This window comes from Variovorax sp. KBW07 (assembly GCF_003852515.1).
Taxonomy (GTDB): domain Bacteria; phylum Pseudomonadota; class Gammaproteobacteria; order Burkholderiales; family Burkholderiaceae_C; genus Variovorax.
The window spans coordinates 33263-60034 of record NZ_QAJK01000035.1 but is presented as its reverse complement, the minus strand read 5'-3'; the positions used below and the strand labels follow the sequence as shown (position 1 = coordinate 60034).

18 protein-coding genes, 1 tRNA gene and 1 pseudogene are annotated in these 26772 nt (G+C 65.6%); 12 read left to right on the top strand and 8 right to left on the bottom strand.

The genetic code is table 11. From position 1 onward, the window contains the following. Nucleotides 1-3013, bottom strand: a pseudogene (locus DBV14_RS07745) (hypothetical protein); the annotation flags it as partial. Between the two features lie 286 nt (nt 3014-3299). Between DBV14_RS07745 and DBV14_RS07740 the strand changes: the two are divergent. Next, on the top strand, nt 3300-3734 hold the full coding sequence (locus DBV14_RS07740; protein ID WP_124458610.1) for a DUF1841 family protein: 435 nt from the start codon (nt 3300-3302) through the stop codon (nt 3732-3734). Between the two features lie 8 nt (nt 3735-3742). On the opposite strand, the gene DBV14_RS07735 is transcribed toward DBV14_RS07740, so the two are convergent. Continuing rightward, on the bottom strand, nt 3743-4741 hold the full coding sequence (locus tag DBV14_RS07735; protein ID WP_124458609.1) for a LysR substrate-binding domain-containing protein: 999 nt from the start codon (nt 4739-4741) through the stop codon (nt 3743-3745). A 105-nt stretch (nt 4742-4846) separates the two neighbouring features. Between DBV14_RS07735 and pcaH the strand changes: the two genes are divergently transcribed. Next, on the top strand, nt 4847-5554 hold the full coding sequence (gene pcaH, locus DBV14_RS07730) for a protocatechuate 3,4-dioxygenase subunit beta (RefSeq protein WP_124458608.1): 708 nt from the start codon (nt 4847-4849) through the stop codon (nt 5552-5554). Nucleotides 5555-5575: 21 nt separating this feature from the next. Further along, nucleotides 5576-6184 (top strand): protocatechuate 3,4-dioxygenase subunit alpha, encoded by a 609-nt coding sequence (gene pcaG / locus DBV14_RS07725; RefSeq protein ID WP_124458607.1) that lies wholly within the window; start codon nt 5576-5578, stop codon nt 6182-6184. A 92-nt stretch (nt 6185-6276) separates the two neighbouring features. On the opposite strand, the gene DBV14_RS07720 is transcribed toward pcaG, so the two are convergent. After that, on the bottom strand, nt 6277-6972 hold the full coding sequence (locus DBV14_RS07720; protein ID WP_124458606.1) for a cytochrome c: 696 nt from the start codon (nt 6970-6972) through the stop codon (nt 6277-6279). 152 nt (nt 6973-7124) lie between these two features. Between DBV14_RS07720 and DBV14_RS07715 the strand changes: the two genes are divergently transcribed. The 8 genes from DBV14_RS07715 to DBV14_RS07680 all read left to right on the top strand — a co-directional run bounded on the left by DBV14_RS07715 (nt 7125) and on the right by DBV14_RS07680 (nt 16583). Continuing rightward, nucleotides 7125-7979 carry a MoxR family ATPase gene (locus tag DBV14_RS07715; protein ID WP_124458605.1) on the top strand — a complete coding sequence of 285 codons (855 nt, stop codon included), beginning with the start codon at nt 7125-7127 and terminating at the stop codon, nt 7977-7979. Nucleotides 7980-7987: 8 nt separating this feature from the next. After that, on the top strand, nt 7988-8233 hold the full coding sequence (locus DBV14_RS07710) for a hypothetical protein (RefSeq protein ID WP_124458604.1): 246 nt from the start codon (nt 7988-7990) through the stop codon (nt 8231-8233). 37 nt (nt 8234-8270) lie between these two features. Then, nucleotides 8271-8858: a GNAT family N-acetyltransferase gene (locus DBV14_RS07705; RefSeq protein WP_124458603.1), complete on the top strand. Its 588-nt coding sequence runs from the start codon at nt 8271-8273 to the stop codon at nt 8856-8858. Between the two features lie 18 nt (nt 8859-8876). Further along, nucleotides 8877-10064, top strand: a complete 1188-nt coding sequence (locus DBV14_RS07700) for a VWA domain-containing protein (protein WP_124458602.1) — start codon at nt 8877-8879, stop codon at nt 10062-10064. Between the two features lie 70 nt (nt 10065-10134). After that, complete coding sequence (locus DBV14_RS07695) at nt 10135-12105, top strand: autotransporter assembly complex family protein (protein ID WP_124458601.1); 1971 nt, start codon at nt 10135-10137, stop codon at nt 12103-12105. Between the two features lie 17 nt (nt 12106-12122). After that, nucleotides 12123-16241, top strand: a complete 4119-nt coding sequence (locus DBV14_RS07690) for a translocation/assembly module TamB domain-containing protein (RefSeq protein ID WP_124458600.1) — start codon at nt 12123-12125, stop codon at nt 16239-16241. 35 nt (nt 16242-16276) lie between these two features. Continuing rightward, nucleotides 16277-16351: transfer RNA gene (locus DBV14_RS07685), tRNA-Arg, on the top strand. 4 nt (nt 16352-16355) lie between these two features. Continuing rightward, nucleotides 16356-16583, top strand: a complete 228-nt coding sequence (locus DBV14_RS07680; protein ID WP_124458599.1) for a hypothetical protein — start codon at nt 16356-16358, stop codon at nt 16581-16583. 48 nt (nt 16584-16631) lie between these two features. Here the strand turns inward: DBV14_RS07680 and DBV14_RS07675 are convergent, their stop codons facing one another. The 5 genes from DBV14_RS07675 to DBV14_RS07650 form a co-directional block, all read right to left on the bottom strand. Beyond that, nucleotides 16632-17123 carry a hypothetical protein gene (locus DBV14_RS07675; protein WP_124458598.1) on the bottom strand — a complete coding sequence of 164 codons (492 nt, stop codon included), beginning with the start codon at nt 17121-17123 and terminating at the stop codon, nt 16632-16634. Nucleotides 17124-17320: 197 nt separating this feature from the next. After that, nucleotides 17321-17704: a hypothetical protein gene (locus tag DBV14_RS07670; RefSeq protein WP_124458597.1), complete on the bottom strand. Its 384-nt coding sequence runs from the start codon at nt 17702-17704 to the stop codon at nt 17321-17323. Between the two features lie 518 nt (nt 17705-18222). Further along, entirely contained in the window at nt 18223-18519 is a 297-nt protein-coding gene (locus tag DBV14_RS07660; RefSeq protein WP_124458596.1) for a hypothetical protein, read from the bottom strand. After that, nucleotides 18516-22856 carry an RHS repeat-associated core domain-containing protein gene (locus DBV14_RS07655; protein ID WP_185545959.1) on the bottom strand — a complete coding sequence of 1447 codons (4341 nt, stop codon included), beginning with the start codon at nt 22854-22856 and terminating at the stop codon, nt 18516-18518. Before DBV14_RS07655 ends, DBV14_RS07660 begins: the two co-directional genes overlap by 4 nt. 559 nt (nt 22857-23415) lie before the next feature. Next, nucleotides 23416-24924 (bottom strand): PLP-dependent aminotransferase family protein, encoded by a 1509-nt coding sequence (locus DBV14_RS07650; RefSeq protein WP_124458594.1) that lies wholly within the window; start codon nt 24922-24924, stop codon nt 23416-23418. 91 nt (nt 24925-25015) lie between these two features. On the opposite strand from DBV14_RS07650, the gene DBV14_RS07645 reads away from it, so the two are divergent. Next, nucleotides 25016-26761: an NAD(P)H dependent flavin oxidoreductase family protein gene (locus DBV14_RS07645; RefSeq protein ID WP_124458593.1), complete on the top strand. Its 1746-nt coding sequence runs from the start codon at nt 25016-25018 to the stop codon at nt 26759-26761. The last annotated feature ends 11 nt before the right edge of the window (nt 26762-26772 follow it).

The window sequence follows — 26772 nt, the reverse complement described above, 5'->3', positions numbered from 1 at the left end:
CGCCGAGCAAGCCGCCCAGCAAACCGTCGTCACCCAGCACGCCGCCGAGGAGGCCGCCGTCACCGCCGAGCACACCGCCCAACAGGCCGCCTTCACCCAACACGCCACCGAGGAGACCGCCGTCACCGCCGAGCAAGCCGCCCAGCAGGCCGTCGTCGCCCAGCACGCCGCCGAGGAGACCACCGTCACCGCCGAGCACGCCACCCAGCAGGCCGCCGCCGTTCAGCAGGTTGGCCACGCCGTCGGTGAGGAAGTCCACTTGCGTATCGACTGCGTTCAGCAGCGCGTTCGTGGTGCCGGTGCCGAGCAGCTGGTCGGTCAGCGGGCTGAGCAGGCCGCCCACGCCGTCCGTCACCTGGTCGACCACGCCATCGACCGGGTCGAGGATGTTGGGGCTGTTCGGCGTGAAGGTGCTGCCCAGCACCGGAGCCAGCAGGCCATCGACCGTGTCGGTCAGGCTGTCGGTGAGGCCGGCCACCGGGGCCAGCACATTGCCCAGGCCGAGGTCGCCCAGAAGGCCGTGGTTCAGGCCGTTGGCCAGGCCGCCGACGATGCTGTCGACCGGGTCGAGCAGCGCGGTGCCCGGTGCGCCGGGGCTGCCGCCACCGATGCCGCCCAACACACCGCCGAGCAGGCCACCCAGGAGGCCGTCGTCACCCAGCAGGCCACCGACCAGGCCGTCGTTGCCCAACAGGCCGCCCACCAGGCCGTCCGGTCCGAGCAAGCCTCCGCCGAGGCCATCGCCGCCGAGCACGCCGCCCAGCAGGCCATCGCTGCCCAGCACGCCACCGAGCAGGCCGTCGTCACCGAGCAGGCCGCCCACGAGTCCGTCGCCGCCCAGCAGGCCGCCGACCAGGCCGTCATCTCCGAGCACGCCACCCAGCAGGCCGTCGCCACCGAGCAGGCCACCCACCAAACCGTCGTCGCCCAGCAGGCCGCCGAGCAGGCCATCGCCGCCCAGCAGTCCACCCACCAGGCCGTTGTCGCCGAGCAAGCCGCCCAGGAGGCCGTCGTTGCTGAGCAGGCCGCCCAGCAGACCGTCGTCACCCAGCAGGCCACCGACAATTCCGTTGTCGCCGAGCAGGCCACCCAGGGCACCGCCGAGCAAGCCGCCTTCGCCACCGAGCAGGCCACCCAGCGGGCTGTCGGTGATCAGGCCACCGATCACGCCGTGTTCGCCGAGCAGGCTATCGACCACGCCGCCGTGGCCCAGCAACGCGCCGGTGAGGCCGTCGCTGCCCAGCAGGTTCGCCAGGCCGCCGTCGCCGCCGAGCAGGCCACCCACCAAGCCATCACCGCCGAGCAGGCCGCCGAGGGCACCGTCATCACCCAGCAGGCCACCGAGCAGGCCTTCTTCACCCAGCAGGCCGCCCGTCAGGCCGCCCAGTGCGCCGTCGGCGCCCAGCAGGCCGCCGACCAGGCCGTTGTCGCCCAGCAGGTTGCCCAGCAGACCGCCGAGGGCACCGTCGTCACCCAGCAGGCCACCCACGAGGCCGTCCTCGCCGAGCAGGCCACCGACCAGGCCGTGGTCGCTCAGGAGGCCCGCCACCAGGCTGCCTTCGCCGAGCACATTGCCCAGCACGTCGCCGAGAACGCCGTCCTTGCCCAGCAGCTGGTCGGTCACGCCGCCGAGGCCCAGGGCACCGGTCAGGCCGCTGACGATGCCGTGGTCGCCGATGAGGTTCTCCAGGCCGTTGTGCAACGCGTCGGTCAGGTAGTCGACCTGGCCCAGCACGGAGCCGAGGATCGCGGTGGTGGCACCGGCGCCGAGCAGGCCGTCGAGTGCCGGGCTCAGCGCGCCGCCCAGCAGGTGGGTCACGCTGCCGACGGTGTTGTCGATGGGGTCGAACTCGTTGGGGTTGTTCGGCTTGAAGGTTTCGCCGAGCAGCGGTGCCAGCACGTCGTCGACGACGTCGGTCACGCCATCGACCAGTTGGGTCACCGGCGTGAGCGCACCGCCCAGGCCCAGCGCGCCGCTGAGGCCATCGACCACGTGGCCGACGAGGCCGTCGCCCGGATCGAGAAGATGGTCACCGTCGGCATCCGCGTCCGCGTCCGCGTCCGAGTCGGCATCCGCGTCTGCATCGGCGTCCGCATCCGCGTCGGCGTCCGCATCGGAGTCGGCATCCGCGTCCGCATCGGAGTCCGCGTCAGCATCGGCATCGGAGTCCGAATCGGCGTCGGCGTCGGCATCGGAGTCGGCATCCGCGTCAGCATCGGAGTCCGCGTCAGCGTCGGCATCGGAGTCCGCATCGGCATCTGCGTCAGCATCCGCATCGGCGTCCGCATCGGCATCCGCGTCCGCGTCGGAATCCGCATCGGAGTCGGCATCGCCGTCGGCATCCGCATCGGAGTCGGCGTCGGAATCGGCGTCCGCATCGCTATCGACCGGCGGCGTGGGCACGGGGTTGCCACCGACGAACAGCGGAACGCCATCACCGCCGCCGCCACCACCGCTGAGGGCCGCGCCCAGTGCCGCGGCGCCGAGTGCGCCCAGTGCGAATTCGCCCAGGCCGATGCCGCTGCCGGCAGCGAGCTTCTTGGTCACTGCCAGCGCGGCTGCGTCTGCATCGCTGTCCGGCGGGGTCACTTGCAGGTCGCCCGAGGCGACATCCACATTCACTTGTTCGAGGCCGCCCGGCAGCTTGGTCGAGCCGATGGTCGCATCGGTGCCGCCAGTGAAGACGCCGGCCAGCGGCGCCTTGTTGGAAGCCGAGCCGGGGAAGAGCACGTTGGCATGGCCGTCTTGCGGAACGATCACGCGGTCGCCGGCAACCAGCGTCTGATTGCCATCGACGGGAATGCGGACACCGTCGCGCATCACCGCGACGCCGGGCGTCGCATTCGATAATGTGCCGATGCTGGCGGGGCCAGCGGCTGCGGCAGGTGCCGACGAACTCATCACGGCGGGAGCGCCGAGCGGAGTGACGGTGGCCTGGGCGATGACCACGGGAGCAGCGCCAGCGGCGGCAAGTCCTTCGGTCGAATTGGTCGATGCTTGTTGAGCGGTCATGGCAGCCTCTGTGACAAAAGATGCCTTTACAGGGGCAACTTGCGTGCCGCTTTTCCGAAGCTCTGTGCCAGACCGGCTGCAAGCGATGCAACCTGTTGATTTACATGGAAAATTTTCTTGAAAACGGCGCTTCGAGCGAGTGTCGAAACAGCTGGTAAGAAGGTCATTTCGCGATTCGTTACGTTACGAAGTAACGCGATGTACCCGGAACGCCCGACACGTTCAGCAGCCTCGCAAGCCGCCGCTTCCCTCCGCTTTCTCCACCTCTTTTCTTTGCTCTCTATATATGTTCAATCCCTCCCAGGAAGATGTGCGCCGCTTCTTCTGCGACGTGTTCGCCAAGCACCGCCAGGGCTTGCCGATGGAAGCGCTCGAGACCATCGCCGCCGGATGGATCGACGAACACCCCGAGTACCACGAGGACCTGGCCGATGCCGACGCCGCGGTGGCGCGGGTCTATGACGGCTCGAACGGCCGCGAGAACCCGTTCCTTCATCTGTCGATGCACCTGTCGATCAGCGAGCAATGCTCGATCGACCAGCCGCGCGGCATCCGGCAGGCGGTCGAGTTGCTGGCGGCGCGCCGCGGCTCGCTGCTGCACGCGCACCACGAGGCCATGGATTGCCTGGGCCAGATGATGTGGGAGAGCCAGCGCGCGGGCCGCCCGCCGGACGGCGAAGGCTACGTGGCCTGTGTGCAGCGCAGGGCCACGAAAGACTGACTGGCTGGCTAGGCGCTGCCCCGGGGTTTTCCAGGTTTTCTTCTTGGCGGCAACGCGCCCTGCTGCTTCGCGGCCTCGCGCAGCAGCGCGGCCATGGCGGCACGCAAGGCCGAGGGCTCGGCATCGCTGCGCTGCAGCAGGCCGACCGGCTCCTCGGTTCCCGCCGTGTCGATGCGCAGCCGCACCAGCCGGCCGTCCGCCAGCTCGCCGCGCGCAGCGCCGAGCGGCGTGATCCACACCGCATCGGACACCGCCACCAGCGCGCGCGCCACCGCCACGTCGAGCGTCTGCAGCGCGTGGGTCGGCAGCACCAGGCCGCGCGCCGACAGAAAACTCTCGGTGTTGTGGCGCGGGCTCGTGCCCTCGCCGTACACCACCAGCGGATAGGCCAGCACCGCCTGCACCGACACCGCCTTCAGCGCGAGCGGGTGGCCGGCACGCACGGCGAACACCAGCGGCTCGGTGTGCAGCAGCTCGAAGCTCAGGCCGCCCATCAGGCGCGGATCGCTCATGCGGCCCACCACCAGGTCGAGCTCGCCGGCGCGCAACTCGTCGAGCAGCGCGGCGTTGGCGGCGCTCTTGACCATGATCTGCACCGAAGGCCAGCCGTCGCGCAGCCGCGCCAGCGCTGCCGGCAACAGGGCCGGCGCCGCGCTCGGCAACGCGCCGATGCGCAGGCGCTCGATGCGCCCACCCGACGCCGGCGCCACCGCCTGCGCGCTGGCATCGAGCGCCTCGAGCACGCGCAGCGCATGCGCCAGCAATTGCTCGCCGGCCGGCGTGAGCCCCTGCACGCCGCGTCGGCCCTCTTTGCTGCGCTCGACCAGCCGCGTGCCGACGATGGCCTCCAGCTCGGAGAGCGTCTTGGACACCGCCGGCTGGCTCAGCGCCAGCCGCTCGGCCGCGCGCGCCAGATGCCGCTCCTGCGCCACGGCGACGAAGCAGCGCAGGTGCCGCAACTGCACGTTGCGCACAAAATCCTGTCGAAGATCGGCGGAGGTTTTCAATGCCTTCTGGTTATTGAAACTGGAACAATCTTCAATTTACATCATCGGATGGCGCTTCTAGAGTTCAGGCTTCAGGATTCGCCCCCACGACAGGAGACAACGAACATGTCGAACCCCACCCTCACCCCTCGCGACTGGGAAGCCCACCCCAGCTACGTTTATTCCGGCTACAAGTCGACCGCCAAGCGCGGCCCGCTGAAGCCGCTGATTCCGCTGAAGGCCTCGCTCGGCGAGCTGCAGCAGCCGGTGTACGGCCACGACAGCATCGGCGAGCTCGACCACGACCTCACGCGCAACGCACGCAAGAACGGCGAGCCGCTGGGCGAGCGCATGATCCTCACCGGCCAGGTGCTCGACGAGCGCCGCCGCCCGGTGGCCAACACGCTGGTCGAGCTGTGGCAGGCCAATGCCTCGGGCCGCTACGTGCACAAGGTCGACCAGCACGATGCGCCGCTCGACCCCAACTTCCTGGGCGCGGGCCGCTGCCTGACCGACAGCGAAGGCCGCTACCGCTTTCTCACCATCAAGCCGGGCGCCTACCCATGGGGCAATCACCCGAACGCATGGCGCCCGCAGCACATCCATCTATCGCTGTTCGGCCAGAGCTTTGCCAGCCGCCTGGTCACGCAGATGTACTTCCCCGGCGACCCCCTGCTGCAGTACGACCCGATGGTCACCGGCACGCCCGAGCGCTACCGCAACCGGCTGATTGCCGACTTCAGCCTCGACATCACCGAAGAGGGCTACGCGCTGGGCTACCAGTTCGACATGGTGCTTCGCGGCGCCGATGAAACGCCGTTCGAGAACCGCTGAGCAAGCCAGGAGAGACACACCATGTTGATGAGCGCACAGGAAGCCGACTTCGGCCAGACCCCTTCCCAGACCGTGGGCCCCTACTTCGCATACGGCCTCACGGCCACGCAGTACGGCTACGACTTCAACCAGCCCTTCGATGCCGTGCTGGCCCTGGACAACACCACCGGCCAGCGCATTCGCCTGGAAGGCCGCGTGATCGACGGCGACGGCAACGCGATCAACGACGCCATGGTCGAGATCAGCCAGCCCGACGGCGAAGGCCGCTATCCGCAAACGCCCGACGAGGCCCGCGCGCTGGGCTTTCGTGCCTTCGGCCGCGTCGGCACCGGCACCGACGCGCAGAACCGCTTCGTGTTCCACACCGTCAAGCCCGCCGCCGCAACACCCGGCGAAGCACCGCACATCAATTTGATCGTGCTGATGCGCGGCCTGCTGCTGCATGCGTTCACGCGCGTGTACTTCAGCGACGAAGCCGAAGCCAACGCGAAAGACGCTGTGCTGAACAGTGTGCCGGCCGAACGCCGCCATACGCTGGTTGCGCAGCGCACCGAGCAGGGCGGCGCCATCACGTACCGCTTCGACATCCGCATGCAGGGCGCCGACGAGACGGCGTTCTTCGACGTCTGATCTCAGGGAAATCCCGGACACAAAAAAGCCCGCGCGATGCGGGCTTTTTGTTGGGCGGCATGAAAGCCGCTGCTGCCTTGCTTCTTTGATTCTTATGGCGCCGCGTGATGCAGGCGCGACTCGGGCACCGTCTTCAGTTCGCCGGGCAGCGTGCTGATGTAGCTTGCGAGCGTCTTCAGTTCGGCGTTGGTGAACTTCTTGGGTTCGACCTGGCCGGCCATCACCGCGTTCGAGCGGCCCAGGTGCGGGTTGTTCTTGACGCGGTACGACTTGAGCGCCACGAAGAGGTAGTCGGCATGCTGGCCGGCCAGCTTCGGCACGGTGCCGTCGTTCGGCGTGTTGAAGTTGGCGCCGTGGCACTTGGTGCAGCTGTTGTCGGGGCCGTTGCGGCCGACCAGCGCGGTGATGTTCTCGGGCATGGCCTTGGCAAGGGCGGCCGGTGGTGCATCGCCTTCCTTCACGCCGAGCTGGCTGTAGTAGGCGGCGAGGTCGGCCATGTCCTGCTCGGTGAGCGTGTCGGCAATGGCGCGCATGGTGGGGTGCTTGCGGTCGCCGCCCTTGTAGGCAGTGAGAGCGGCCGTGATGTACGTGGCGCTCTGGCCCGCGATCATGGGCACCTTGTGGATCTCCGGGAAGCTGGCCTGGTAGCCAATGATGCCGTGGCAGCCCACGCACATCTGTACTTTCTTCGCACCGTCCTGGGCTTTACCCGTGACTTGCTGGGCTTGTGCCGAGAGCGTCACGCAAGCGACAGCAAGGGCAAACATCGTGGTCAACAACTTGTTCATTTTGCGCGCACAATCTCGTGGAGAGTACAGTTTTTCGAATCAACATTCGATTATATGCAAGGGTCCCACGGAACCCCGTGCCGGCCGCACAAGAGGCTGCACGATGCCGATCGAGTGTGTTCTTTTCTCCACCCTGCCTACCGACGCCACTCATGAAATTCAAGGGCTCAGACAACTACGTCGCCACACAGGACCTGATGCTCGCGGTCAATGCCGCGATCACCCTCAAGCGCCCGCTGCTCGTCAAGGGCGAGCCCGGCACCGGCAAGACCATGCTGGCCGAGGAAGTGGCGCAATCGCTTGGGTTGCCGCTGCTGCAGTGGCACATCAAGTCGACCACCAAGGCGCAGCAGGGCCTGTATGAATACGACGCCGTGAGCCGCCTGCGCGACTCGCAACTGAAAGACATCGACGGCGGCGAACGCGTCAAGGACATCCAGAACTACATCGTCAAGGGCGTGCTGTGGCAGGCCTTCACGGCCGACGAGCCGGTGGCGCTGCTCATCGACGAGATCGACAAGGCCGACATCGAATTCCCGAACGACCTGCTGCGCGAAATCGACCGCATGGAGTTCTACTGCTACGAGACGCGCGAGCTCATTCGCGCCAAGCACCGGCCGGTGGTGTTCATCACCTCCAACAACGAGAAGGAACTGCCCGACGCCTTCCTGCGCCGCTGCTTCTTCCACTACATCAAGTTCCCCGACGCGGAGACGATGAAGCACATCGTCGCGGTGCACTTCCCAGGCCTCAAGCAGGAACTGCTCACGGCCGCCATGAAGACCTTCTACGACGTGCGCAACCTGCCCGGCCTGAAGAAGAAGCCTTCCACCTCCGAGCTGCTCGACTGGCTCAAGCTGCTGGTGGCCGAAGACATTCCACTCGAAGCACTGCAGAGCAAGGACGAGAAAGTCGCCGTGCCGCCGCTGGTGGGTGCGCTGCTCAAGAACGAGCAAGACGTGACGCTGTTCGAGAAGCTCGTCTTCATGCAGCGCAACAACCGCTAGGCCCGTTCATGAGCCGGCAACCACATCCCACCAAACAGCTGATGAAGCTGGGCATTGCCCAGGCCGTGCTGTTCGTGCTGGGCGCGCTGCTCGGCCGCGGGCTCGGGCTGCTGCTCGGGCTCGACGCTTTCGGCGCCGGTGAATACGGCCGGCGCGAGATCTTCGGCATTGCGCTGATCGGCCTGGGCGGCGGCGCCGGCGCGCAAGCGGCGCGCGTCTGGTACGTGGGCAAGTACGGCGACCCGCGCGGCTGAAAAGCACACACGCGCCAAACCAAGAGTCGGAGAAAAGATGGCGTTCGTCGAACCAGTCACGCTGAAGGCCCGCGACCTGGCACTGGTGCCGCTCTCGCTGGACCACGAAGAAGGCCTGCGCGCCGCTGCCGCCGATGGCGAGCTCTGGAAGCTGCGCGTCACCTCCGTGCCCGAGCCGCAGGACACGCGCGCCTATATAGAGACCGCGCTCAAGACCGCCGACCGCTTTGCATTCGCCGTGACCGAGGCCGCCACCGGCACCGTGCTCGGCAGCACCAGCTTCCACGACATCCTGCCGGGCGTGAAGCGCGTCGAGATCGGCTACACGTGGTACGCCAAGCGCTGCCAGCGCACGCACGTCAACACCACCTGCAAGCTGCTGATGCTCACGCATGCCTTCGACACGCTGGGCTGCAACGTGGTGGGCTGGCGCACCGACAACTTCAACTTTGCCTCGCAGCGCGCCATCGAGCGCCTGGGCGCCCAAAAAGACGGCGTGATCCGCGGCCACGTGATGCGCCGCGACGGCACCATCCGCGACACCGTCATGTACAGCCTGCGCGCGGGCGAGTGGCCCGAGGTCAAGGCACAGCTGCTGTACCTGCTCGACAAGCCGCGCGGCTGAAACACAAGGAGCGCTCTCATGCTCATCGACTTCTTCTACACCTTGCGTTCGGCCAAGCTGCCGGTGTCGGTCAAGGAATACCTCACGCTGCTCGAAGCCCTGCAGGCCGACGTGGTGGGACCCAACTCCGACGGCGCCTACGGCCTGGACGACTTCTACTACCTCTCGCGCACCGCACTGGTAAAGGACGAGAAGCACTACGACAAGTTCGACCGCGCCTTCGCCGCCTACTTCAAGGGCGTCGAGATGCTCACCGACTTCACGAAGGAAGTGCCGCTCGACTGGCTCAAGAAAACGCTGGAGCGCGAGTTCACCGCCGAAGAAAAAGCCAAGATCGAGAAGATGGGCTGGGACGAGCTCATGGAAACGCTCAAGAAGCGCTTCGAGGAGCAGAAGGAACGCCACGAGGGTGGCAGCAAGTGGATCGGCACCGGCGGCACCTCGCCCTTCGGCAACGGTGGCTACAACCCGCAGGGCATCCGCATCGGCGGCGCCGGCAAGAACAAGAGCGCCGTGAAGGTGTGGGACCAGCGCGCCTACAAGGACTACGACGACAGCCAGGAGCTGGGCACGCGCAACATCAAGGTGGCGCTGCGCCGGCTGCGCAAGTTCGCGCGCGAAGGCCACGAGGAAGAGCTGGACCTGGACGACACCATCCATTCGACCGCGGCCAACGCCGGCTACCTCGACATCAAGATGCGGCCCGAGCGCCACAACAACGTCAAGGTGCTGCTGCTGATGGACGTGGGCGGCACCATGGACGAGCACATCCAGCGCGTGGAAGAACTGTTCTCGGCCGTCAAGACCGAGTTCAAGCACCTGGAATTCTTCTACTTCCACAACTGCGTGTACGACTTCATGTGGAAGAACAACAAGCGCCGCTTCTCCGAGAAGTTCGCGACCTGGGACATCCTGCGCAAGTACAACAAGGACTACAAGCTCATCTTCGTCGGCGACGCGACCATGAGCCCCTACGAGATCCTGCAGCCCGGCGGCAGCGTGGAGTACAACAACGAAGAGGCCGGTGCCGAGTGGATCCAGCGGCTCACGCACACCTTCCCCAAGTTCGCGTGGATCAACCCCGAGCCCCAGGGCGTGTGGCAATACCGCCAGAGCATCGCCGTGATGCAGCAGCTCATGTCGAACCGCATGTACCCCCTGACCCTGCGGGGCCTGGAGGAAGCAATGCGCATGTTGTCCAAGTAAGCAAGTAGGACTTCGCCGCCTGTACGCCCGCGCTTCAGGAACCGGCGGGTCTTGCTGTCAGAATCCGCCCATGGTCAGGGTGGTTTCCGTCTTTGCGCCGGCGTGGTTGCCGGCTTTGCTTTTTTCCGGCGTCCTGCTTTTGCAAGGCTGCAGCCTGCTGCCGAAAAAAGACGCCGCGGAAGGCAAGCCCGTGGCCGGGCTGGTGCGCGCGGGCGATGCCGACAGCGCCGCCAGGGCCGACAAGAGCGGCGGCAAGAACGACAAGGGCGACAAGGACAGCAAGGACGACGAGAAGGCCAAGGCCGACCGCCGCGATGCCTTCACCGTCGACGTGCGCGGCCCCGAGGACGTGCGCGACTACCTCGCCCTGCACCTTGAAATCCAGCGCTACCGCGAGCTCGACGACCTGGGCGCCACCGAAATCTCGCGCCTCATGGTGGCCGCCGAGGCCAATGCCCGCGAACTGCTCGGCACGCTGGGCTACTTCACGCCCACGCTGACGCTCGAGCTCAACGAGACACCCGACGGCACCAAGGCCCCGCGAGAAATCGTCATTACCGTGGCGCCCGGCGACATCACCAAGGTGAGCAACGTGCAGATCAGCTATGGCGGCGCCATTGCCGACGACGCCGCCGCCGAAGCCCAGCGCGACGCGATCCGCACCGAGTGGGCATTGCGTGCCGGCCAGCCCTTCACCCAGCAGGCCTGGGACAACGCCAAGACCACCGCGCTGCGCAGCCTCACGGCCAAGCGCTTTCCCACCGGCAACATCGAGATCAGCCGCGCCGAGGTCGATGCCGACCGCCACGAGGCCCGCCTGAACGTCACCTACCAGTCGGGCCCGGCCTACAAGTTCGGCCCGCTGGTGCTGCGCGGCACCGAGCGCTACGACCCCGATGGCGCGCGCCGCATCGCCCGCCTGCCCAGCGGCGCCGACTACGACCAGCAGAAGCTGCTCGATGCCCAGCAGCGCCTGGCCAGCAGCGGCTATTACGACTCGGTGTTCCTCACGCTCGACACCGACAGCGGCAACCCGCTGGCCGCGCCCGTCATCGCGCAGCTGCGCGAGGCGCCGCTGCAGAAGGTGGTGCTGGGCGCCGGCTTCACCACCGACAACGGCCCGCGCCTGTCGATCGACCACATCCACAACCGCATCCCCCTGCTGGGCTGGCGCGCAGTGTCGCGGCTGTCGGTCGACAGCGACATCAAGTCGCTGTCGACCGAGTGGAACGCGATCCCCAACGACCACGGCTGGCGCTGGTTTGCCGGCAGCGAGCTCAAGCGCGAGGAATCGGGCAGCTACATCGTCGACAGCGGCCGGCTGCGCGGCGGGCGCAACAAGTCGAGCGACCACATCGACCGCAGCTACTTCCTGCAGTACGACTACGCACAGAACCGCGGCACCAACGCCCCGCCCTCGGCCTCGGCCGTGACCGCCAACTGGGGCTGGACCGGACGCTACTTCGACGACAACTCCGCGCCCTCGCGCGGCTACGGCCTGGCGCTCGAAGTGGCCGCCGGCTACACGCTCACGGGCCAGCAGACGCCCTTCACGCGCACCTACGCACGCTGGCTCGGCGTGCTGCCGCTGGGCTCGGCCGAAGACAAGGAAAGCCGCGCACGCCGCAGCCGCCTGCAGGTGCGCGCCGAGGCCGGCGCCGTGTCGGCCAAGGACAGCGCGCAGATCCCCTCGACGCTGATGTTCCTGACCGGCGGCGACACCACCGTGCGCGGCTACAGCTACAAGCAGATCGGCACCGTGCGCTCCGACGGCCAGATCGTCGCCGGCCGCTACCTCGGCGTGCTCAGCGCCGAGTGGCAGCGCCCCTTCGTCTACAAGGACAAGCTCACCGAATGGGAGAGCGTGGTGTTCGTCGATGCCGGCGCCGTGGCCGACAAGCCCGGCGAGCTCAAGCCCAAGGTGGGCGTGGGTGTCGGCGCGCGCTGGCGCAGCCCGGTCGGGCCGGTGCAGGCCGACCTGGCCTATGGCGTGGACACGAAGAAGTTCCGCCTGCACTTTCGCCTCGGCTTCACCTTCTGATCCGGCGCTTTTTTTAAATGTCGACCGAACCAGATCCCGTGCCTTCTTCGCCAACGCCTTCGGCCGTGAAGCGCTCGCGCGCGCGCCGGGCGCTGCGCGCGCTGGCCTGGACCGTGCTCGGCCTGTTCATCGTGGTGCTGCTGCTGGGCGCGGGCGCCTGGTGGTGGCTGGGCTCCAACCAGTCGCTGGCCTTTGCGCTGGCACAGGCGGCGCAGCGGCTGCCCGCGGGCCAGACGCTCGAGAGCCGCGACGTGTCCGGCTCGCTGCGCACCGGCGGCCACATCGGCTGGCTCAAGTACCAGAGCGAAAGCATTGCCGTCGAAGTGAACGAGGCCACCATCGGCTGGCAGCTCGCGCCGCTGTTCCAGCGCAAGGTGCAGTTGGGCGAAGTGCATGCCAAGCAAGTGCTGATAGAGCGCCGCGGCCCGCCGAGCGACAAGCCCACCGAACCGCTGGCGCAGCTCGCGCTGCCGGTCGACGTGGAGCTGCCCTTTCGCATCGACACGCTGCGCTGGGCCGGCCCGCCCGCGCTGACGGCGACCAACCTTTCGGGCAGCTACAGCTACAAGGCCGCCGAGCACGCGCTCGAGGTCAAGGGCGTGGACATTGCCGATGGCCACTACAGCGCGCGCGTCAAGCTGCAGGGGCCTGCGCCAATGGCCATCGATGCCGCGCTCGACGGCCGCGTGAAGGCGCCGCTGGCCGAAGACCACAGCATCGACGTGCTGGCCCAGGCCACGGTGAAGGGCACGCTGTCGGGCACGGCGGCGCGCCTGCAGGTCGCGGCCGAACTGCAGCCCGCCGAAGAAAACGCCGAAGCCCCGATGGAAGCCAAGCTGCAGGCGCAGATCGCACCCTGGCTGCCGCAACCGGTGATCGATGCCAAGGCCGACCTGCGCAACGTCGATGCCTCCAGCCTGTGGCCCGGCGCGCCCGAAACGCGGCTGACCGGCACCGTCTCTCTCGAACCCGATGCCGACACCGGCCCGGCCGCATGGAAGGCCTCGGCCGACATCCGCAATGCAGTGGCCGGCCCGTGGGACAAAGAGAAGCTGCCCATCGAACAGGTGCAGGCCCGCGTCGGCTTCGATGGCACCCACTGGACCATTTCCGAAGCCACCGTGCGCGCCGGCGGCGGCCGCATCGATGCGGCGGGTCGCTGGAGCCCCGCTCCCGCGCCCTGGCAGGCACAGGCCACGGTGCGCGGCGTGCGGCCCGCCGCGCTGTACAGCGAACTCTCGGGCGCCCCCATCAGCGGCCAGCTCAAGGCCGAGCAAGGCGAACGGGGCGAAGACACCATCACCTTCGACGCCGCGCTGCGCGCCGAGGGCGGCGGTGCGGGCAGCAAGGCTTTGCCGGGCTTCGCGCTCGACCGCGCGCTGGCCCAGGGCCAGTGGAAAGACCAGGTGCTCGACCTGCGCACGCTGCGCATCGAAGCCCAGCGCGCCAGCCTCGACGGCAAGCTGCAGGTGCGCGTGGCCGAGCAGGCCGGCAGCGGCAAGCTGAGCCTCACGCTGCCGGGCGGCGGCGCCCAGCTCGAAGGCCGCATTGCGCCGACCACCGGCAGCGGCGACATCAAGGCCAGCATCGACGACGCCGACACCCTGCAGCGCTGGGTGCAAAGCCTGCCCGGGCTCTCCGGCGTGTTCGCGAACGCCAGTGCCAAGGGCTCGGCGAAGCTTGATGCCAGCTGGCAAGGCGGCTGGCAGACCATCCAGCGACGGCTGCAGAACGCCAACGCGCCGGCGCAGCGCGGCGTCAACGAACCCACGCTCAAGGCCGCGCTCGGCGTGCCACGGCTCGAGCTGCACATGCCGGCCGCCGAAGCCGGCGGCACCGCCACCACCGTGCAACTGCGCGACCTGCGCGCCGACCTTGCCGGCAGCCTGGCGCAGGCCACGCTCACCCTGCAGGGCGAGGCCAGCACCGGCACGCAGAAGTTCACCATCGACACGCGCGCCAGCGGCGGCATTGCCGGCAACGACCAATGGCGCGCGGCGCTCGCCAGCCTGCGCCTGCAGGCCCAGGACATCCCCGCCCGCCCCGGCACCAACCCCTGGGTGGTCGAGCTGAGCCGCGAAGTCACGGCGACCATTCGCACCGGCAGCGGCTCGAACGCTGGCCGCCTCGATGTCGAGGCCTCGGCCGCCGCGGCCACCCTGCGCGGCCCGGTGCCCGGCACCGTGCGCATCGACTGGCAGCCATTGCGCTTCAGCCAGAGCGGCGCCGCGCCCAACCGCGTGTTCCGCGTGCAGTCCAAGGGCCAGATGCAGGGCCTGCCGATGGCCTGGGCCGGCGCGCTGGGTGCCAGCTCGACGCTGAGCGAACTCGGCATCAGCGGCGACCTCATGTTCGACGGCGACTGGGACATCGACGCCGGCGACACGCTGCGCGCCAGGGCACGCATCGCGCGCCAGAGCGGCGACATCCGCGTGCAGGCCGGCGAAGCCGCGCTGGTCACGCGCATCACCAGCACCGGAACGGGCACCGCGAGCGAACGCACCATGAACTCCGCCACGGCCGCCAACGGCGCCGAGTCGCCCAGCACGCCGGCGGGCCTGCGCAAGGCCGAGCTGCAGATCGACGCGCAGGGCGACGCCGTTCGCGCCACCCTGGCATGGGACAGCGAACGTGCCGGCCAGATCAACGCCGACATCAACACCCGCGTGCAGCAGCGCGCCGGCGGCTGGCAATGGGCGCCCGATGCGCCACTGGGCGGCACCATCAAGGCCACGCTGCCGAACCTCGGCGTGTGGTCGATGCTCGCGCCGCCGGGCTGGCGCATCGCCGGCACGCTCGACGCCAGCGCCGCCCTGTCGGGCAGCCGCGCGGCACCGCGCTGGAACGGCGCCCTGGGCGCCGACAAGCTCGCGCTGCGCGCCCCCGTCGAAGGCCTCGACCTGCGCGATGGCCGCCTGCGCGCCACGCTCACCGGCGAGCGCATCGAGATCACCGAATTCACCCTCAAGGGCGGCGCCGGCAGCTCCGCGCGCATCGCCGGCCAGAGCGGCAACCGCAGCACCTCGGCCAGCGAGGCCCGCACCGATGGCGGCTCGCTCTCGGCCAGCGGCGAAATGAGCTGGGGCCCCGCGAACAGTGGCGGTGCTGCGTCATCGGCGTCATCGGGCATTCGCATGGCCCTCCAAGGCCAGCTGCGCGCCTTGCGCGTGCTCGTTCGCACCGACCGGCAGGTCACCCTCTCGGGCGACCTGCAGGCAAAACTGAATGGCGGCCAGTTCACCGTGCGCGGCAAACTCAAGACCGACCGCGCCGTCATCATCCTGCCCGACGAAACCGCGCCAAGCCTCGGCAGCGACGTCGTCGTGCGATCGGCCGCCAAGGACCGCGAGGCCGCGGAACAGGCCCAGCGCGAATCTGCGCGCGTCGATGCCCAGGCCGCCAAGCCGCAGACCGCCAAGCCCCCGGACATCGTCGTCAACTTCGACCTGGGCGACGACTTCGCCGTGCAGGGCCGCGGCATCACCACGCGGCTCGAAGGCGACCTGGAAATTCGCAGCACCAGGCTCAATGCACCGCCACGCATCACCGGCGAGGTCAAGACCGTGAAGGGCCAGTACCGCGCCTACGGCCAGCAGCTCGATGTGGAAACCGGCGTGGCGCGCTTCAACGGCCCCTTCGACAACCCCGCGCTCGACATCCTCGCGATACGGCCCAACCTCTCGCAGCGCGCGGGCGTGCAGATCACCGGCAGCGCGCAGTCGCCGCGCGTCAAGCTGTATTCCGAGCCTGCGCTGTCCGATGCCGAAACCCTGTCATGGGTGATCCTCGGCCGGGCGTCCGCCACCAGCGGCGGCGAATCGGCGCTGCTGCAGCAGGCCGCGCTGTCGCTGCTGGGCAAGATCGGCGGTGGCGGCACCGGCGGCAGCCTGGCCAGCCGCTTCGGCCTGGACGAACTCGGCTTCAAGGGCCCCGGCAGCGGCGGCGACCTGCGCGAGTCGGCCGTCACCCTGGGCAAGCGGCTGTCGAAGGACTTCTACGTGACCTACGAACGCAGCCTGGGCGGCACCTTCGGCACCATCTTCATCTTCTATGACCTGACCCAAAGGCTCACCCTGCGGGGGCAGGCGGGGCAGACGAGCGGGCTGGACCTGATCTACACGGTGAAATACGACTGACCAGGTCGAACTGGTAAAGTCTCGCCCTGCCTTCGGTCCTCGTAGTTCAATGGATAGAACGGGGTCCTCCTAAGACTCAGATACAGGTTCGATTCCTGTCGAGGGCACCAGCCAATGAAGCCGTTGATTTTTCAACGGCTTTTTGCTTTGCCGAGGCAGATGTGGGCAAAGGCTGTGCCGAGAGACGTCCGAAAGCAGCCGCTGGTCGATAGCAGCGACCACGTTGCGCAAGCTGTCAAAAATTCCAGTGCGTTCGTGCAGAGCAAGAAACAGGTCGAACGCTACCCGTTCCTGACGGTGCTACTCGGCCCGTCGATGGTTCGAAAGTTGTTCGGGTGGTGATGAACAAGGCTCAGCGTGAGAGCTGGGTTGGCCAGTCCGCCGTTTCGTTCAAAACGCCTTCAAGTCCTCGGCATAGCCCGACAGAATTTTTTCGTCCAAAAGATCAAGCCGCGTCTTGAGGCGGGTGGCATTTTCTTTTGATGGCGCCACATTTACTGGGATGAGATGGGCAATAGGCGTGCCCTGCTCGACAGCATCCACCCACTCTTGCATCGCCCCCACGTAAGCATCAAGAGCCGTTGCAGGATTCGGGCTGTCTTCGCATGCGATGTAGGCAGGCGGTAGATCGCCGGTGACGACCCAAACCCACTCTTCGACTTCCCTTCTTGCCAACTTGAACTTGAACAAGAACACGCCGACGATGCCCGGATAAACAAAACCAATGCGATCTTCGGTGATCGCTCTGCACCAATCGAAGGCCCCCAGGAAAGCTCGCGCCTCCTGGTGAAGTTTTTCGATGGATTTCGCATCAAGGTCCAAAGAGCCCGCATTCGCGAAGTACTTGTTCCACTCAAAAGTTTTCGACAGATCTGGCTTCACTGCTAGTTCCTACGTTTTTCCTCAGCGAGGGGAGTCTCCCGCGGCGCGATGACGATCCTGATGATCATCACTCGGGGCGGGGCCTAACATTTCGCATGCGCAGCCATCTGCTGTTCATCGAGAAGCTGGGAGGGAGTGATCCGAAATCAGCGGTACAGGCCTCTTTCATTGCGATCCAAGAGCGAGATTCGAGGTGCTCATCGCCTGATTTTTGCAAGAATCCTTTTGTCGGACTTGATAACCAAATACGGCTCTTCCCACTCGACGGTCGGATCTTTAGTGATGTCTTCCCCCCGCCCTAAACTAGTCATCGCAAGCAACTCACATGAAGTTGCTTTCAGGCAGGAATAGAACCAAACGTCGAGGCGCCCGATCCCTGAGCCTCGAGGGCCATAGAACGCGTAGATTTCACTACTCCCTCCGGGTCCCTTGACTGCGTACCGCTTTATTTCGTGCGATGGATAGATCTTGGAGAACCACGCTTTTGCTGCAAGCGTGCCATCGAAGCTCAGGGGCACGCTCTCTGCACAGACGTTGAATGAAGCAACGGCTAATGCCGCAATCGCTAGTTTGGCAAACATATCGCTCCACACTGCATTGGATAGTTACTATGCATCGGTGCGAAAAATCGGGTCCGCGCTCAATGGGAAAGTGAATCAAATAGGCGTGAAAATCTACACCAACAACTGTAGTCGAGCTGGCGAACCGTGATAGTTGGCGACAAGCACCAGAACGTAGATTCGACAGACCTGCCAGATCATTCGATAAAAGAGTTCTTCTTCCGGTGATGGGCTGAACCCAACGGGCAAGCTGGATCGTCCGTAATCACAGGGCTAGCTTAGAGTACGGCAGTTCGACACGGTGCTCGGCGCAAATGACCTCGTAGTAGTCCCGCGCAGAAGACAATTGCTCCCGCATTTCCTCGATCTCCGTCTTCAGATCTTCTAGCTGGTTGGTCTTTGCGAGATTGCCCATTTCTTCGAGCCGACGTACGAGACTATTCAACATATCGCCTTGCACGACCACCCCAGGATATTTCCGTTCAGGGAGTTGAACGACTGCAGAATTGACTGGACGCCCTAAAAGCTCAGCTTTTTACTCACGACGACACGACATTGACCGTTGCAGTCTTTCGGCCACCTTCGTAGAGCTCAAATACGCACCCAGGTTTCAATCGTTCCCAGGGGGCATGCGACACCAAGAAGCGAGCCGTTGCGTCGAATGCACGTTTCTTCGCAGTTTCAGGTTGAAACTCCAACACCACACTCCAAGCGTCAGAAGGCCACTTCTCAACGTCCTCTGCAAACTTCGCGACGGTTGAATAGCTTGTCCCGCTGGGCAGACGGCTCATCTTTTCATCCTCCCAGAGCACATTCACTTTTACCGGGTCTTTCATAGGCCAGGTCCTTTGATTTTCACGTCTCGAAGTTGATCAAGCTCACCATATCTAGCGGGCCCAATCCCATCCAATCGATCCCACCTCATGAGTCTATCTGCCTGACTCCTCGGCATCTGGGCTTCTAGCACCGTTGAGTTGCCTTTCCCATTCATCGCATCACCCCATTGGCGGGCATGTTCCCGAGACTCTGCAAAGAACTTTCCTCCCAAGGAGTTCGGTCCAGCTTCAAATCGACATGTTCTTTGGATTTGCGTCAATTCCCCCTGGGTGACTGCTCGGTAAAGCGTCGTGGTGTCCGCAGGCGTACGGCTCGACATGGGCCTCGAAGACGTCCTCCCACCTGCTCCGCCCCCAACCCCAGACCCGCCGCCCCCATCAAGTGGTTCAAGGTCAGTCGGTTTGCGCCCTATTCTTGGAGCTAGCCCATCAGGATCAACATAGCTCAACGGGCTTCCGTCTACATAGCCAAATCTATTCCAGCCCCCGTCAAGGCCAATAGGGTCGCCCTGTGTATACCGTCCAAGAGTCGGAATGTAGGACCTGAACCCGTTGTAGAACAGCCCCGACTCCTCATCCGCATACTGCCCCGGATACCGCAGGTTGAACTTCACCTCTGAGAGGTTCGTGGTGCCAGGATTCGGCGTCGTCTCCAGATTGGCAAACCGGCTCTTCGCCAGCGTCGGCTTGTCTTCCCCGAACGCGCTGTAGCCCCACTGCCAGACAGCCTGTCCATCCACATTGGTGAGCTTGCGCGGCGTATTCAGGTGGTCGCTGTGCACCGCGTAGGTGGCGCCATTGACCACCGCCGCAATCGGCATCGGCCCATTGGCTGTCTGCAGGTAGATGTACTGCGCTTGCCCCGCACTGTTCGTGCCCCCGCTGCCCACCTCCGCGATCAGCGTGCCCTGCTCGTCGTAGACATACGCATAGCCCAGTTGCTCCGCTTGGCTTGTGCTCGGGCTCCACAGTTTCGTGAAGAACGCCACCAGGCTCTGCATGAACCCCGGGTCGGCTGCATTGCCATGGCTCGGCGGATACAGCGGCTCGGTCTTGAACACCCGCTGCCCCAGCGCGTTGTGCGCGTAGCGCGTGGTCGGGCTGACATCGGTGGCACCTGTGGTCGAGGCACCAAGGCGCCCTTCGGCGTCATAGGTGTAGCTGCGCAGGCCATCGCTCACCAGATCTCCGTTGGCGTTGTAGCCGTAGGTGACGCTGGTGTTGCTCGCGCCGTTGATGCTTTGGGTGAAGCCCGTGAGCCGGTTGCTTGATGCACCCACTGTGTAGGTGCGGTTGGTGCTCAGGCCAGCGACGGCCCGGGTGCTGCTGCTCCGGTTGCCGTTGGCGTCGTAGCCGAACCCTGCCGTGTTGCCCGTGGCATTGAAGCTGGTGATGCGCCCGACAACGTTGTAGCCCACGCTCCATGTCTGCGGTGCCAGAGAGATCGTGCTGTGCGCAGGATCGGCGTCGCCGGGTTGGTACAGGTTCTGCGTCAGGCTGGTGATGCGGCCTGCGGCGTCGTAGACGTAGCTGCTGAACTCGGTGGTGGTCAGGCGGCCCGCAGTGTCATAGGCCCGGCTGGCAGCCACGGCGGGGTTCGCAAACGCCCAAGTCCAGGCGGTGGGCTGGCCCAGCGGGTTCCAGGCGATGCCGGTGACTAGGGGGTTGCCGTTCCAGTTCAAGCTCGCAAGGCGGCCGGTGGCGTCGTAGACGTGGGTGAGCGTGGCGCCGTTGGGGTAGCCGATGCTCGCCAGCGTGCCGTTGGCGTTGTAGCCGTAGCTCACCTGCTGCACGCTGCCGTTGATCAGGGTCTGCTTCTTGAGGGTGACGCGGCCGAAGGCATCGCGGGTGTACTCGGTGATGCCGCTGCGGTCCACGATCTCGGACAGATAGCCCTTGCTGTTGGCCGTGAGGTCGTAGCGCAGGGTGGTGGTCTTGCCGTCGGCGAAGACCAGGCTGGTCGGGCGGCCCAACGCGTCGCGGGTGATCGTGGTGGCCTGGCCAAGCGCGTTGGTGATCTGGCTGGGCAGGCCGAGGCTGTCGTACTGGGTGCTGGCGGTGCCCACGTCGGCGCTGGCTTCGGTGGTGGCGTTGCCTTGGGCATCGCGCCCATACGCGGTGACTACGCCTTTGAAGTCCTTGGCTTCGGTGACGGCGTCCAGGGCGTTGTACTTCAGCGTGGACGTTGCGTTAGCGGCATCGGTCACGGCCTTGACGCGGCGCAAGCCGTCGAGGCCGTAGCTGGTGCTCTGGCTCAGGCCATTGGTTGCGGTGATCAGTTCGCCATTCGCGTCGTAGCCAAAGGCACTGGTCTGGTTCGGGCCTTCGGTCTTGGCGCTCAGGCGGTTGATGTTGTTGATGGTGCGGGCAGTGTTCCACGCGACGGTGCCGGCGCTGTCCTTGATCTGCTCGGCAGTGCGGTTGCCCATGCCATCGAGGGTGTAGGTGCCGCTCTCGCCTCGGTTGTTGCTCCAGCCGGTCAGGCGATGGGCTGCGTCGTAGGTGTAGGTCAGGACGAGGCCGGTGGGCAGAGTGATCGTCTCGACAGTGCCGTAGGGCTTGTAGGTGAGCGTGGTGGTCTGGCCGCCGATGGTTTGGGTCAGCAGGCGGTCACGGGCATCGTAGGTGTAGGCGGTGACGAGGCCGTTGGGGGCTGTGGTGCTGACGACGCGGTTGGCTGTGTCGTAGGTGTAGCTGGTGACGTGACCGATTGCGTTGGTGGCTGTCAGGACGTTGCCGAGGAGGTCATAGGTGTAGCTCGTCACCGCACCGTTGGGTTCAGTCTGGGAACTCACCAAGCCTTGAGCGGTGTAGGTCCACTGCCAGAGTTGGGCCTTGTTGGTCGCTGTATCTGTGATGGTCTTCGACAGGGTGTTGCCGAAGGCATCGTAGGTATAGGCGGTGGTGCGGCCGGCTTCAGTCACCAGTACTGGCAACGCAAAGGTCGCATGCCACTGAGTGGTCACTGTCCGGGCATCGGGCGTGCCCGAGGCGTAGACCACGACAGTGGGCAGTCGACGAAGGACGTCCCATGTCGTCGTTGTGACCGCGCCCTTGAAGTCGGTCTCCGATGTAATGAGTCCGTTGACATCCTGTACGCGACTGGCAGCATCGCTCTTGCCTTCGCCCGAGGGCAGTGACCCGCCGACAACGGCCAGCTTTCCCTTGATCGTGCTGTAGTTGTAGCTGCGGCTTGTGCCCAGCGGATCGACGACGTTGGCGGAACCCGTCGATGGATAGCTGACCTGATAGCCGTTGACGCCGCCTGCGAGTTGAGTGCTGGTCGCACGGCCCGTGCTGTCGTACGCAAACGTGCCCCAGCGGATGCCAGCCTCATCGAGGATGCCGGTCAGCCCTTGGGGGAACGATGGGTTTTCGTAGACGAAACTGCGCGCCTTGCCGTCGGGATACAGGACCGAGGACAGGCGACCCGTGCTGTCGTAGGCGTAGGCGATGACGCGCGCATCCGGGGTCGTGACGGAAACCAACTGGCCTGCACCGTTGTACGCAAATGCGAGCGAGCGGCCGAAGCCATTCGTGACGGAGGTGAGTTGACCGGCACCGTTGTAGGCGTAGGCAACAGCCCAGCCGTTGCGGTCCACGCTGGTCTGAAGCTTGCCCGAGCCGTTGAAGTTGAGCGTGGTGTCGTCATCGGCTCGGTGATAGGTCCATGCACCGGAGGACAGTTGCACCAAGGTGTCGGCACTGTTGCTGGCGCTCCAGGTGGTGGCGTCTGCTGCCTTGCCAAAGCTGCGCACGTACCCTTCGCCGGTGGTGATGTCTACGCCAAACGGGGCCGTGGCGGGTGTTGCGACCAGATTGGTTGCGAAGTTGTGCGACCAGACTTCGCCGAGTGGGTTCTTGGTCCGCGTTGGATCTCCGGCCCAGTTGCTGCGGTAGGTGCGCGTGAAGGACAAGGCGCTGGCGCCTGAGTCGGACCAGTCGGTTTCGGTACGGTATTTTTCGGCGGTGGCTGCAAGAATCGGAGTAGCGGTATTTGACCCATCGATGCGAGGACACGATGGCCGCTCAGGAACAGCAGGGATGCAGGCAGTCTGGGCGCCATCTTCCTGATATCGAGTCTTGCATTGGCAGCCTCCTGCGACAGCGTTGCTATCAGCGGGACAACTGATGGCCTTGGAAGCAGCTGTATATAGGTAGTTGCCGTTCGGCACGTATCGGCAATAGCCAGACGCCTGTGTCGCCGTTTGAGAAGCGACAAAACATGAATCGATATCGACGGAATTCTTGATGCTGTGCTGCTGCAGCAACGAACATTTAAAGATCGCCGGAAGGTTATCGCCCCCGCATATGTTCTTGGGGTCGTAAGTTGCCAACCACCTCGACGTCGTCGGAAGTAAGGCAAATGCCGGACCTGCTAGCAACAGTCCCAAGAGGATCGCCCACGCTAGACGCGCAGCGCTACCGCATACAACCGGTTGAGTGCATTGAGGCCAGTGCCTCAAAATCACTGCTGGTATGCGAATCAACAGTTTTTTCCCGAAACCAAAGCGCCCCGACCTTCTTCTAATGTTCATCTCCATCCCTCATGCATTCTTGTTTGTGTGTGTCTGACTATCCCGTGAGCCGTTCCTTTGCCGCGACAGTCAGTAGTTTTTTTGAACGGTCGATACTCCATCCGATGACGCGTGCTATCAGATGGAGGTGCCTCACTCCGTACGAGTCGTTTCAGGTTAGTCGAAAGGCCGCAGGCAAACAACGACAGATCAACGTCACACCAAGTGCCAGCGATAAGCTGGATATGAAAGTACACAGCGCTACGCCGCTGCTGTTGTCGGTGAGCGACTGCGAGCGGCATACGAGGGCTCCAACAAATGAAGCCGTTGATTTTTTCAACGGCTTTTTTGTTTCTGCCCCGCGCGCCAACTCACCCAACTACACCACAGCACGAATCACCCGACACAACGCCTCGGTGTGACGCCTCAACGCCTCATCCTCCAACGCCGCATACCCGATCACCAACCCCGCAGGCAGCACTGCCCGTTTGCAAAAATCAGCAACCGCCTGAAAGTGCAGCCCACTCTCCGCCGCCCGCCCCCGGAACGCAGCCAGATCAATCTCCGGCGGCAGCCACCACACAAAGTGAAACCCCGCCTGCTCACCCGTGACGTGCAATCGCCCGCCCCCAAGCGCATCGCGCATCGCCTCGATCACCGTGTTGCGACGCTGCGCATACGCAAGGCGCGCGCGGCGCACGTGCCGGCCGAAAGCGCCGCTCTCCAGAAAGCTGCCCAGCGCCATCTGCTCGATGACACCCGTGGAGCGCCCCGTGATGTGCCGAGCCTTGCGGAAATCGGGAACCAGTTTTCGGGGCAGCACGGCGTAGCCGATGCGCAACCCCGCGAACATCGTCTTGTTGAAGCTGCCGCAATGAATGACGCGGTCCGCCGCGTCCAGGCTCTTCAGCGCGGGGAGCGGTGCGCTGTCGTAGCTGAACTCGCTGTCGTAGTCGTCTTCGATCACCCAGCAGTCCGCTTCCTCGGCCCACGCGAGAAGTTCGAGGCGTCGCGATACGGGCATGGTGACGCCGGTGGGCGCCTGGTGCGCGGGCGTGACATGAACGAGCCGCGCGCCCGCGTGGCGACGCGCGTGCGCCACCGAGAAGCCTTGCGCGTCGATCGGCACGTGGACGACTTCCCGCGCGTGCCTGCCGAATATCGGGGCCGCATGCATGTAGCCGGGGTCCTCCACCATGACCCGGTCTTCGGACGAAAGCAGGAGCCGCGCACACAGGTCCAGCCCCTGGCGAATGCCGGACAGCACGATGACCTGCTCCGCGTCGCAGGAGATGCCTCGCGCAACACCCAGGTAGCTGGCGATCTGTGTCCTCAACTCGCCGAGGCCCAGGGGCTCGTTGTCGCTCAGTTGCTCGGCGGTCACGCGCCGTGCGCTGGCCTGCAGCGCGCGGCGCCAGAGGTCCAGCGGAAACAGCGCCGGGTCGGGAACCCTTGCAATGAACGGTTCGCCGGCTTCGCTCACGATGAGCGGTGCCACATCGATGTTCGCTGACACACCGCGGCGTGGTGGCTTCGGGCGTTGCCGCGGTGTTTCGCCGCCGGCGCGTGCGCCGGCATCGAAGAACTGGTCGGGCACCTTCGCCGCGACGTAGGTGCCTGACCCCGACGAGCTGACAAGGTAGCCCTCGCTGCGCAGCTGGTCGTAGGCCAGGTCGACGGTGGCGCGCGACACCTGCCAGCGCTCGGCCAGGTGCCGCGTGGAAGGCAGGCGGGTGCCTTTTGCAAGCACGCCGTCGAGGATGCGGGCACGAATCTGCCGGTAGATCCACGCCTGCTTCAACTCACCTTCGCACAATGGCTCCGCGGCAAGGTCGAGGCTCGACTGCGTGCGGCGGGCCTGGGAGGCGCGAGAAAGTGGCCTGGTCATATTTCCAGATATGGCTCTATGGATCAGTCCGCATTCTAGGTAGATTTGCTTCGGCAAAGCCCGCGATCCAACCTCGAAGACTTCCCCACGCATGACGAATTCATCCCTCCACTTTTGCACCGTCGCACCTGATGGCCCCCGGTTTCCTCTGGCCAACGCGGGCAGCATCCTCGACTCGGCACTGGCCGAAGGCGTCGCGGTGCCGTTCTCGTGCAAGCGCGGCGAATGCGGGTCCTGCCGCGCGCAAGTGGTCGATGGCAGCTTCGAGCGGATCTCTGCGCCATCCGAAGCTGCCTACCAGGTGGCGGACGACGAACTGCTGATGTGCCAGTGCCGCGCCACGAGCGACCTGAGCCTTCGCTTTGCGCACTGGCAAGCGCCGGCGCGTCCGGCCGCCCGTTATTCCGCGAAGGTCGTCGCGCTCGATGCGGTGGCCGCCAGCGTGACGCGGCTGCGGGTCGAGTTGCAGAGTGCCGAGCCTTTTCAATGCCTGCCCGGACAGCATGCGCAGCTGCTGCTCGACAACGGCGAGCGCCGCAGTTTTTCCATCGCGAACCTGCCAGCCGAGAGCGGCGACGCGAACCAATTGGAGTTTCATATCCGACGGATTCCGGGTGGCGCGTTCACCGATCTGAAGCTGGCGGATCTCCAGCCGGGCGACCTGCTCGAGCTCGACGGGCCTTACGGCGCATGCACCTGGCAAGCGCCTGCCGAAGCTGTCGCGCACCTGGTGTTGCTGGCGACGGGCACGGGCTTCGCGGGCGTCAGTGCCATCCTGCAGACGGCGCTGGCGAGCGAAAAATTCAGCACGGTCACGCTGTACTGGGGCTGCGCGAGCCTGCACGACTGCTATGCATCCGGCTGGCTCGACAAGCTGCAGGACGCGCATGCGTGCTTTCGTTGGGTACCGGTGTTGTCGGCCGACCGTGTCGCCACCCACGAAGAACATCGGCACGTTCAACACGCGGCGCTGGCAGCAGGCCACGACTGGCAACGCACCGTCGTCCACGCCTGCGGCAACCCCGCCATGGTTCGGGAAGCGCGCGACATGCTGAAGGCAGCGGGCTTGCCGAAAGAGCGCTTCCAGTCAGAAGCATTCCTGCCAGCCACGCAAGCGGAACAGGACAACGCGCCCTACGTCGTGCGGCATCCCTGGGAGAAAGTGGGCGCGGCCTTTTCTCTCGACGGCATCCTCGATGCGCGCAAGCGCTCGATGGACGCATTGCCGCAGATCGCGGCGCTGATGGTGCCCGGCATGACCACCGGCGAAGCCATCGCCGTCGCGGACAAGCACTTGCGCACACTGGGCGCGGCCTACAACTGGCACCCCACCTACGTGCGCTTCGGCCCCGATACGCAATGCACTTCGCGCCAGCCTGTCGACCGGCATCGCAAGCTGCGCGCCGACGACATCTTCACCATCGACCTCGGCCCCGTCTGGGACGGCTACGAAGGCGACTACGGCGACACTTTCGTGATGGGCTCTGACCCCGATCACCAACGCTGCACGCAGGCCGCGCGCAACATCTTCGCGCAGGCCCAGCTGGCATGGAAGCAAGGCCTGAGCGGCAGCGCGCTCTACGACTTTGCGGAGGGGCTGGCGCGCGAACACGGTTGCACGCTCGTGCGCGACACCGGCGGCCATCGGGTGTCCGACTTTCCTCACGCGCTGTACGGCAAGCACCGCCTGGCCGAGGCCGATTTCGTGCCGGACGACGGGATCTGGGTGCTGGAGGTTCAGGTGCGCGACCTGGAGCGTCCCATCGGCGCGTTCTTCGAAGACGTGCTGTTGACGTCCTCCACACAACCTGTCGAGCCTCGACACGGCCTCTCGTGAAGCCCCGGTGG

What these genes read in the sequence shown, in the direction of transcription:
- DBV14_RS07705 (WP_124458603.1), top strand. Translation starts at nt 8,271, where the DNA reads ATGGCGTTCGTCGAACCAGTCACGCTGAAGGCCCGCGACCTGGCACTG.
- pcaH (WP_124458608.1), top strand. Translation starts at nt 4,847, where the DNA reads ATGTCGAACCCCACCCTCACCCCTCGCGACTGGGAAGCCCACCCCAGC.
- pcaG (WP_124458607.1), top strand. Translation starts at nt 5,576, where the DNA reads ATGTTGATGAGCGCACAGGAAGCCGACTTCGGCCAGACCCCTTCCCAG.
- DBV14_RS07650 (WP_124458594.1), bottom strand. Translation starts at nt 24,924, where the DNA reads ATGACCAGGCCACTTTCTCGCGCCTCCCAGGCCCGCCGCACGCAGTCG.
- DBV14_RS07695 (WP_124458601.1), top strand. Translation starts at nt 10,135, where the DNA reads ATGGTCAGGGTGGTTTCCGTCTTTGCGCCGGCGTGGTTGCCGGCTTTG.
- DBV14_RS07680 (WP_124458599.1), top strand. Translation starts at nt 16,356, where the DNA reads ATGAAGCCGTTGATTTTTCAACGGCTTTTTGCTTTGCCGAGGCAGATG.
- DBV14_RS07645 (WP_124458593.1), top strand. Translation starts at nt 25,016, where the DNA reads ATGACGAATTCATCCCTCCACTTTTGCACCGTCGCACCTGATGGCCCC.
- DBV14_RS07715 (WP_124458605.1), top strand. Translation starts at nt 7,125, where the DNA reads ATGAAATTCAAGGGCTCAGACAACTACGTCGCCACACAGGACCTGATG.
- DBV14_RS07710 (WP_124458604.1), top strand. Translation starts at nt 7,988, where the DNA reads ATGAGCCGGCAACCACATCCCACCAAACAGCTGATGAAGCTGGGCATT.
- DBV14_RS07670 (WP_124458597.1), bottom strand. Translation starts at nt 17,704, where the DNA reads ATGTTTGCCAAACTAGCGATTGCGGCATTAGCCGTTGCTTCATTCAAC.
- DBV14_RS07740 (WP_124458610.1), top strand. Translation starts at nt 3,300, where the DNA reads ATGTTCAATCCCTCCCAGGAAGATGTGCGCCGCTTCTTCTGCGACGTG.
- DBV14_RS07720 (WP_124458606.1), bottom strand. Translation starts at nt 6,972, where the DNA reads ATGAACAAGTTGTTGACCACGATGTTTGCCCTTGCTGTCGCTTGCGTG.
- DBV14_RS07700 (WP_124458602.1), top strand. Translation starts at nt 8,877, where the DNA reads ATGCTCATCGACTTCTTCTACACCTTGCGTTCGGCCAAGCTGCCGGTG.
- DBV14_RS07690 (WP_124458600.1), top strand. Translation starts at nt 12,123, where the DNA reads ATGTCGACCGAACCAGATCCCGTGCCTTCTTCGCCAACGCCTTCGGCC.
- DBV14_RS07660 (WP_124458596.1), bottom strand. Translation starts at nt 18,519, where the DNA reads ATGAAAGACCCGGTAAAAGTGAATGTGCTCTGGGAGGATGAAAAGATG.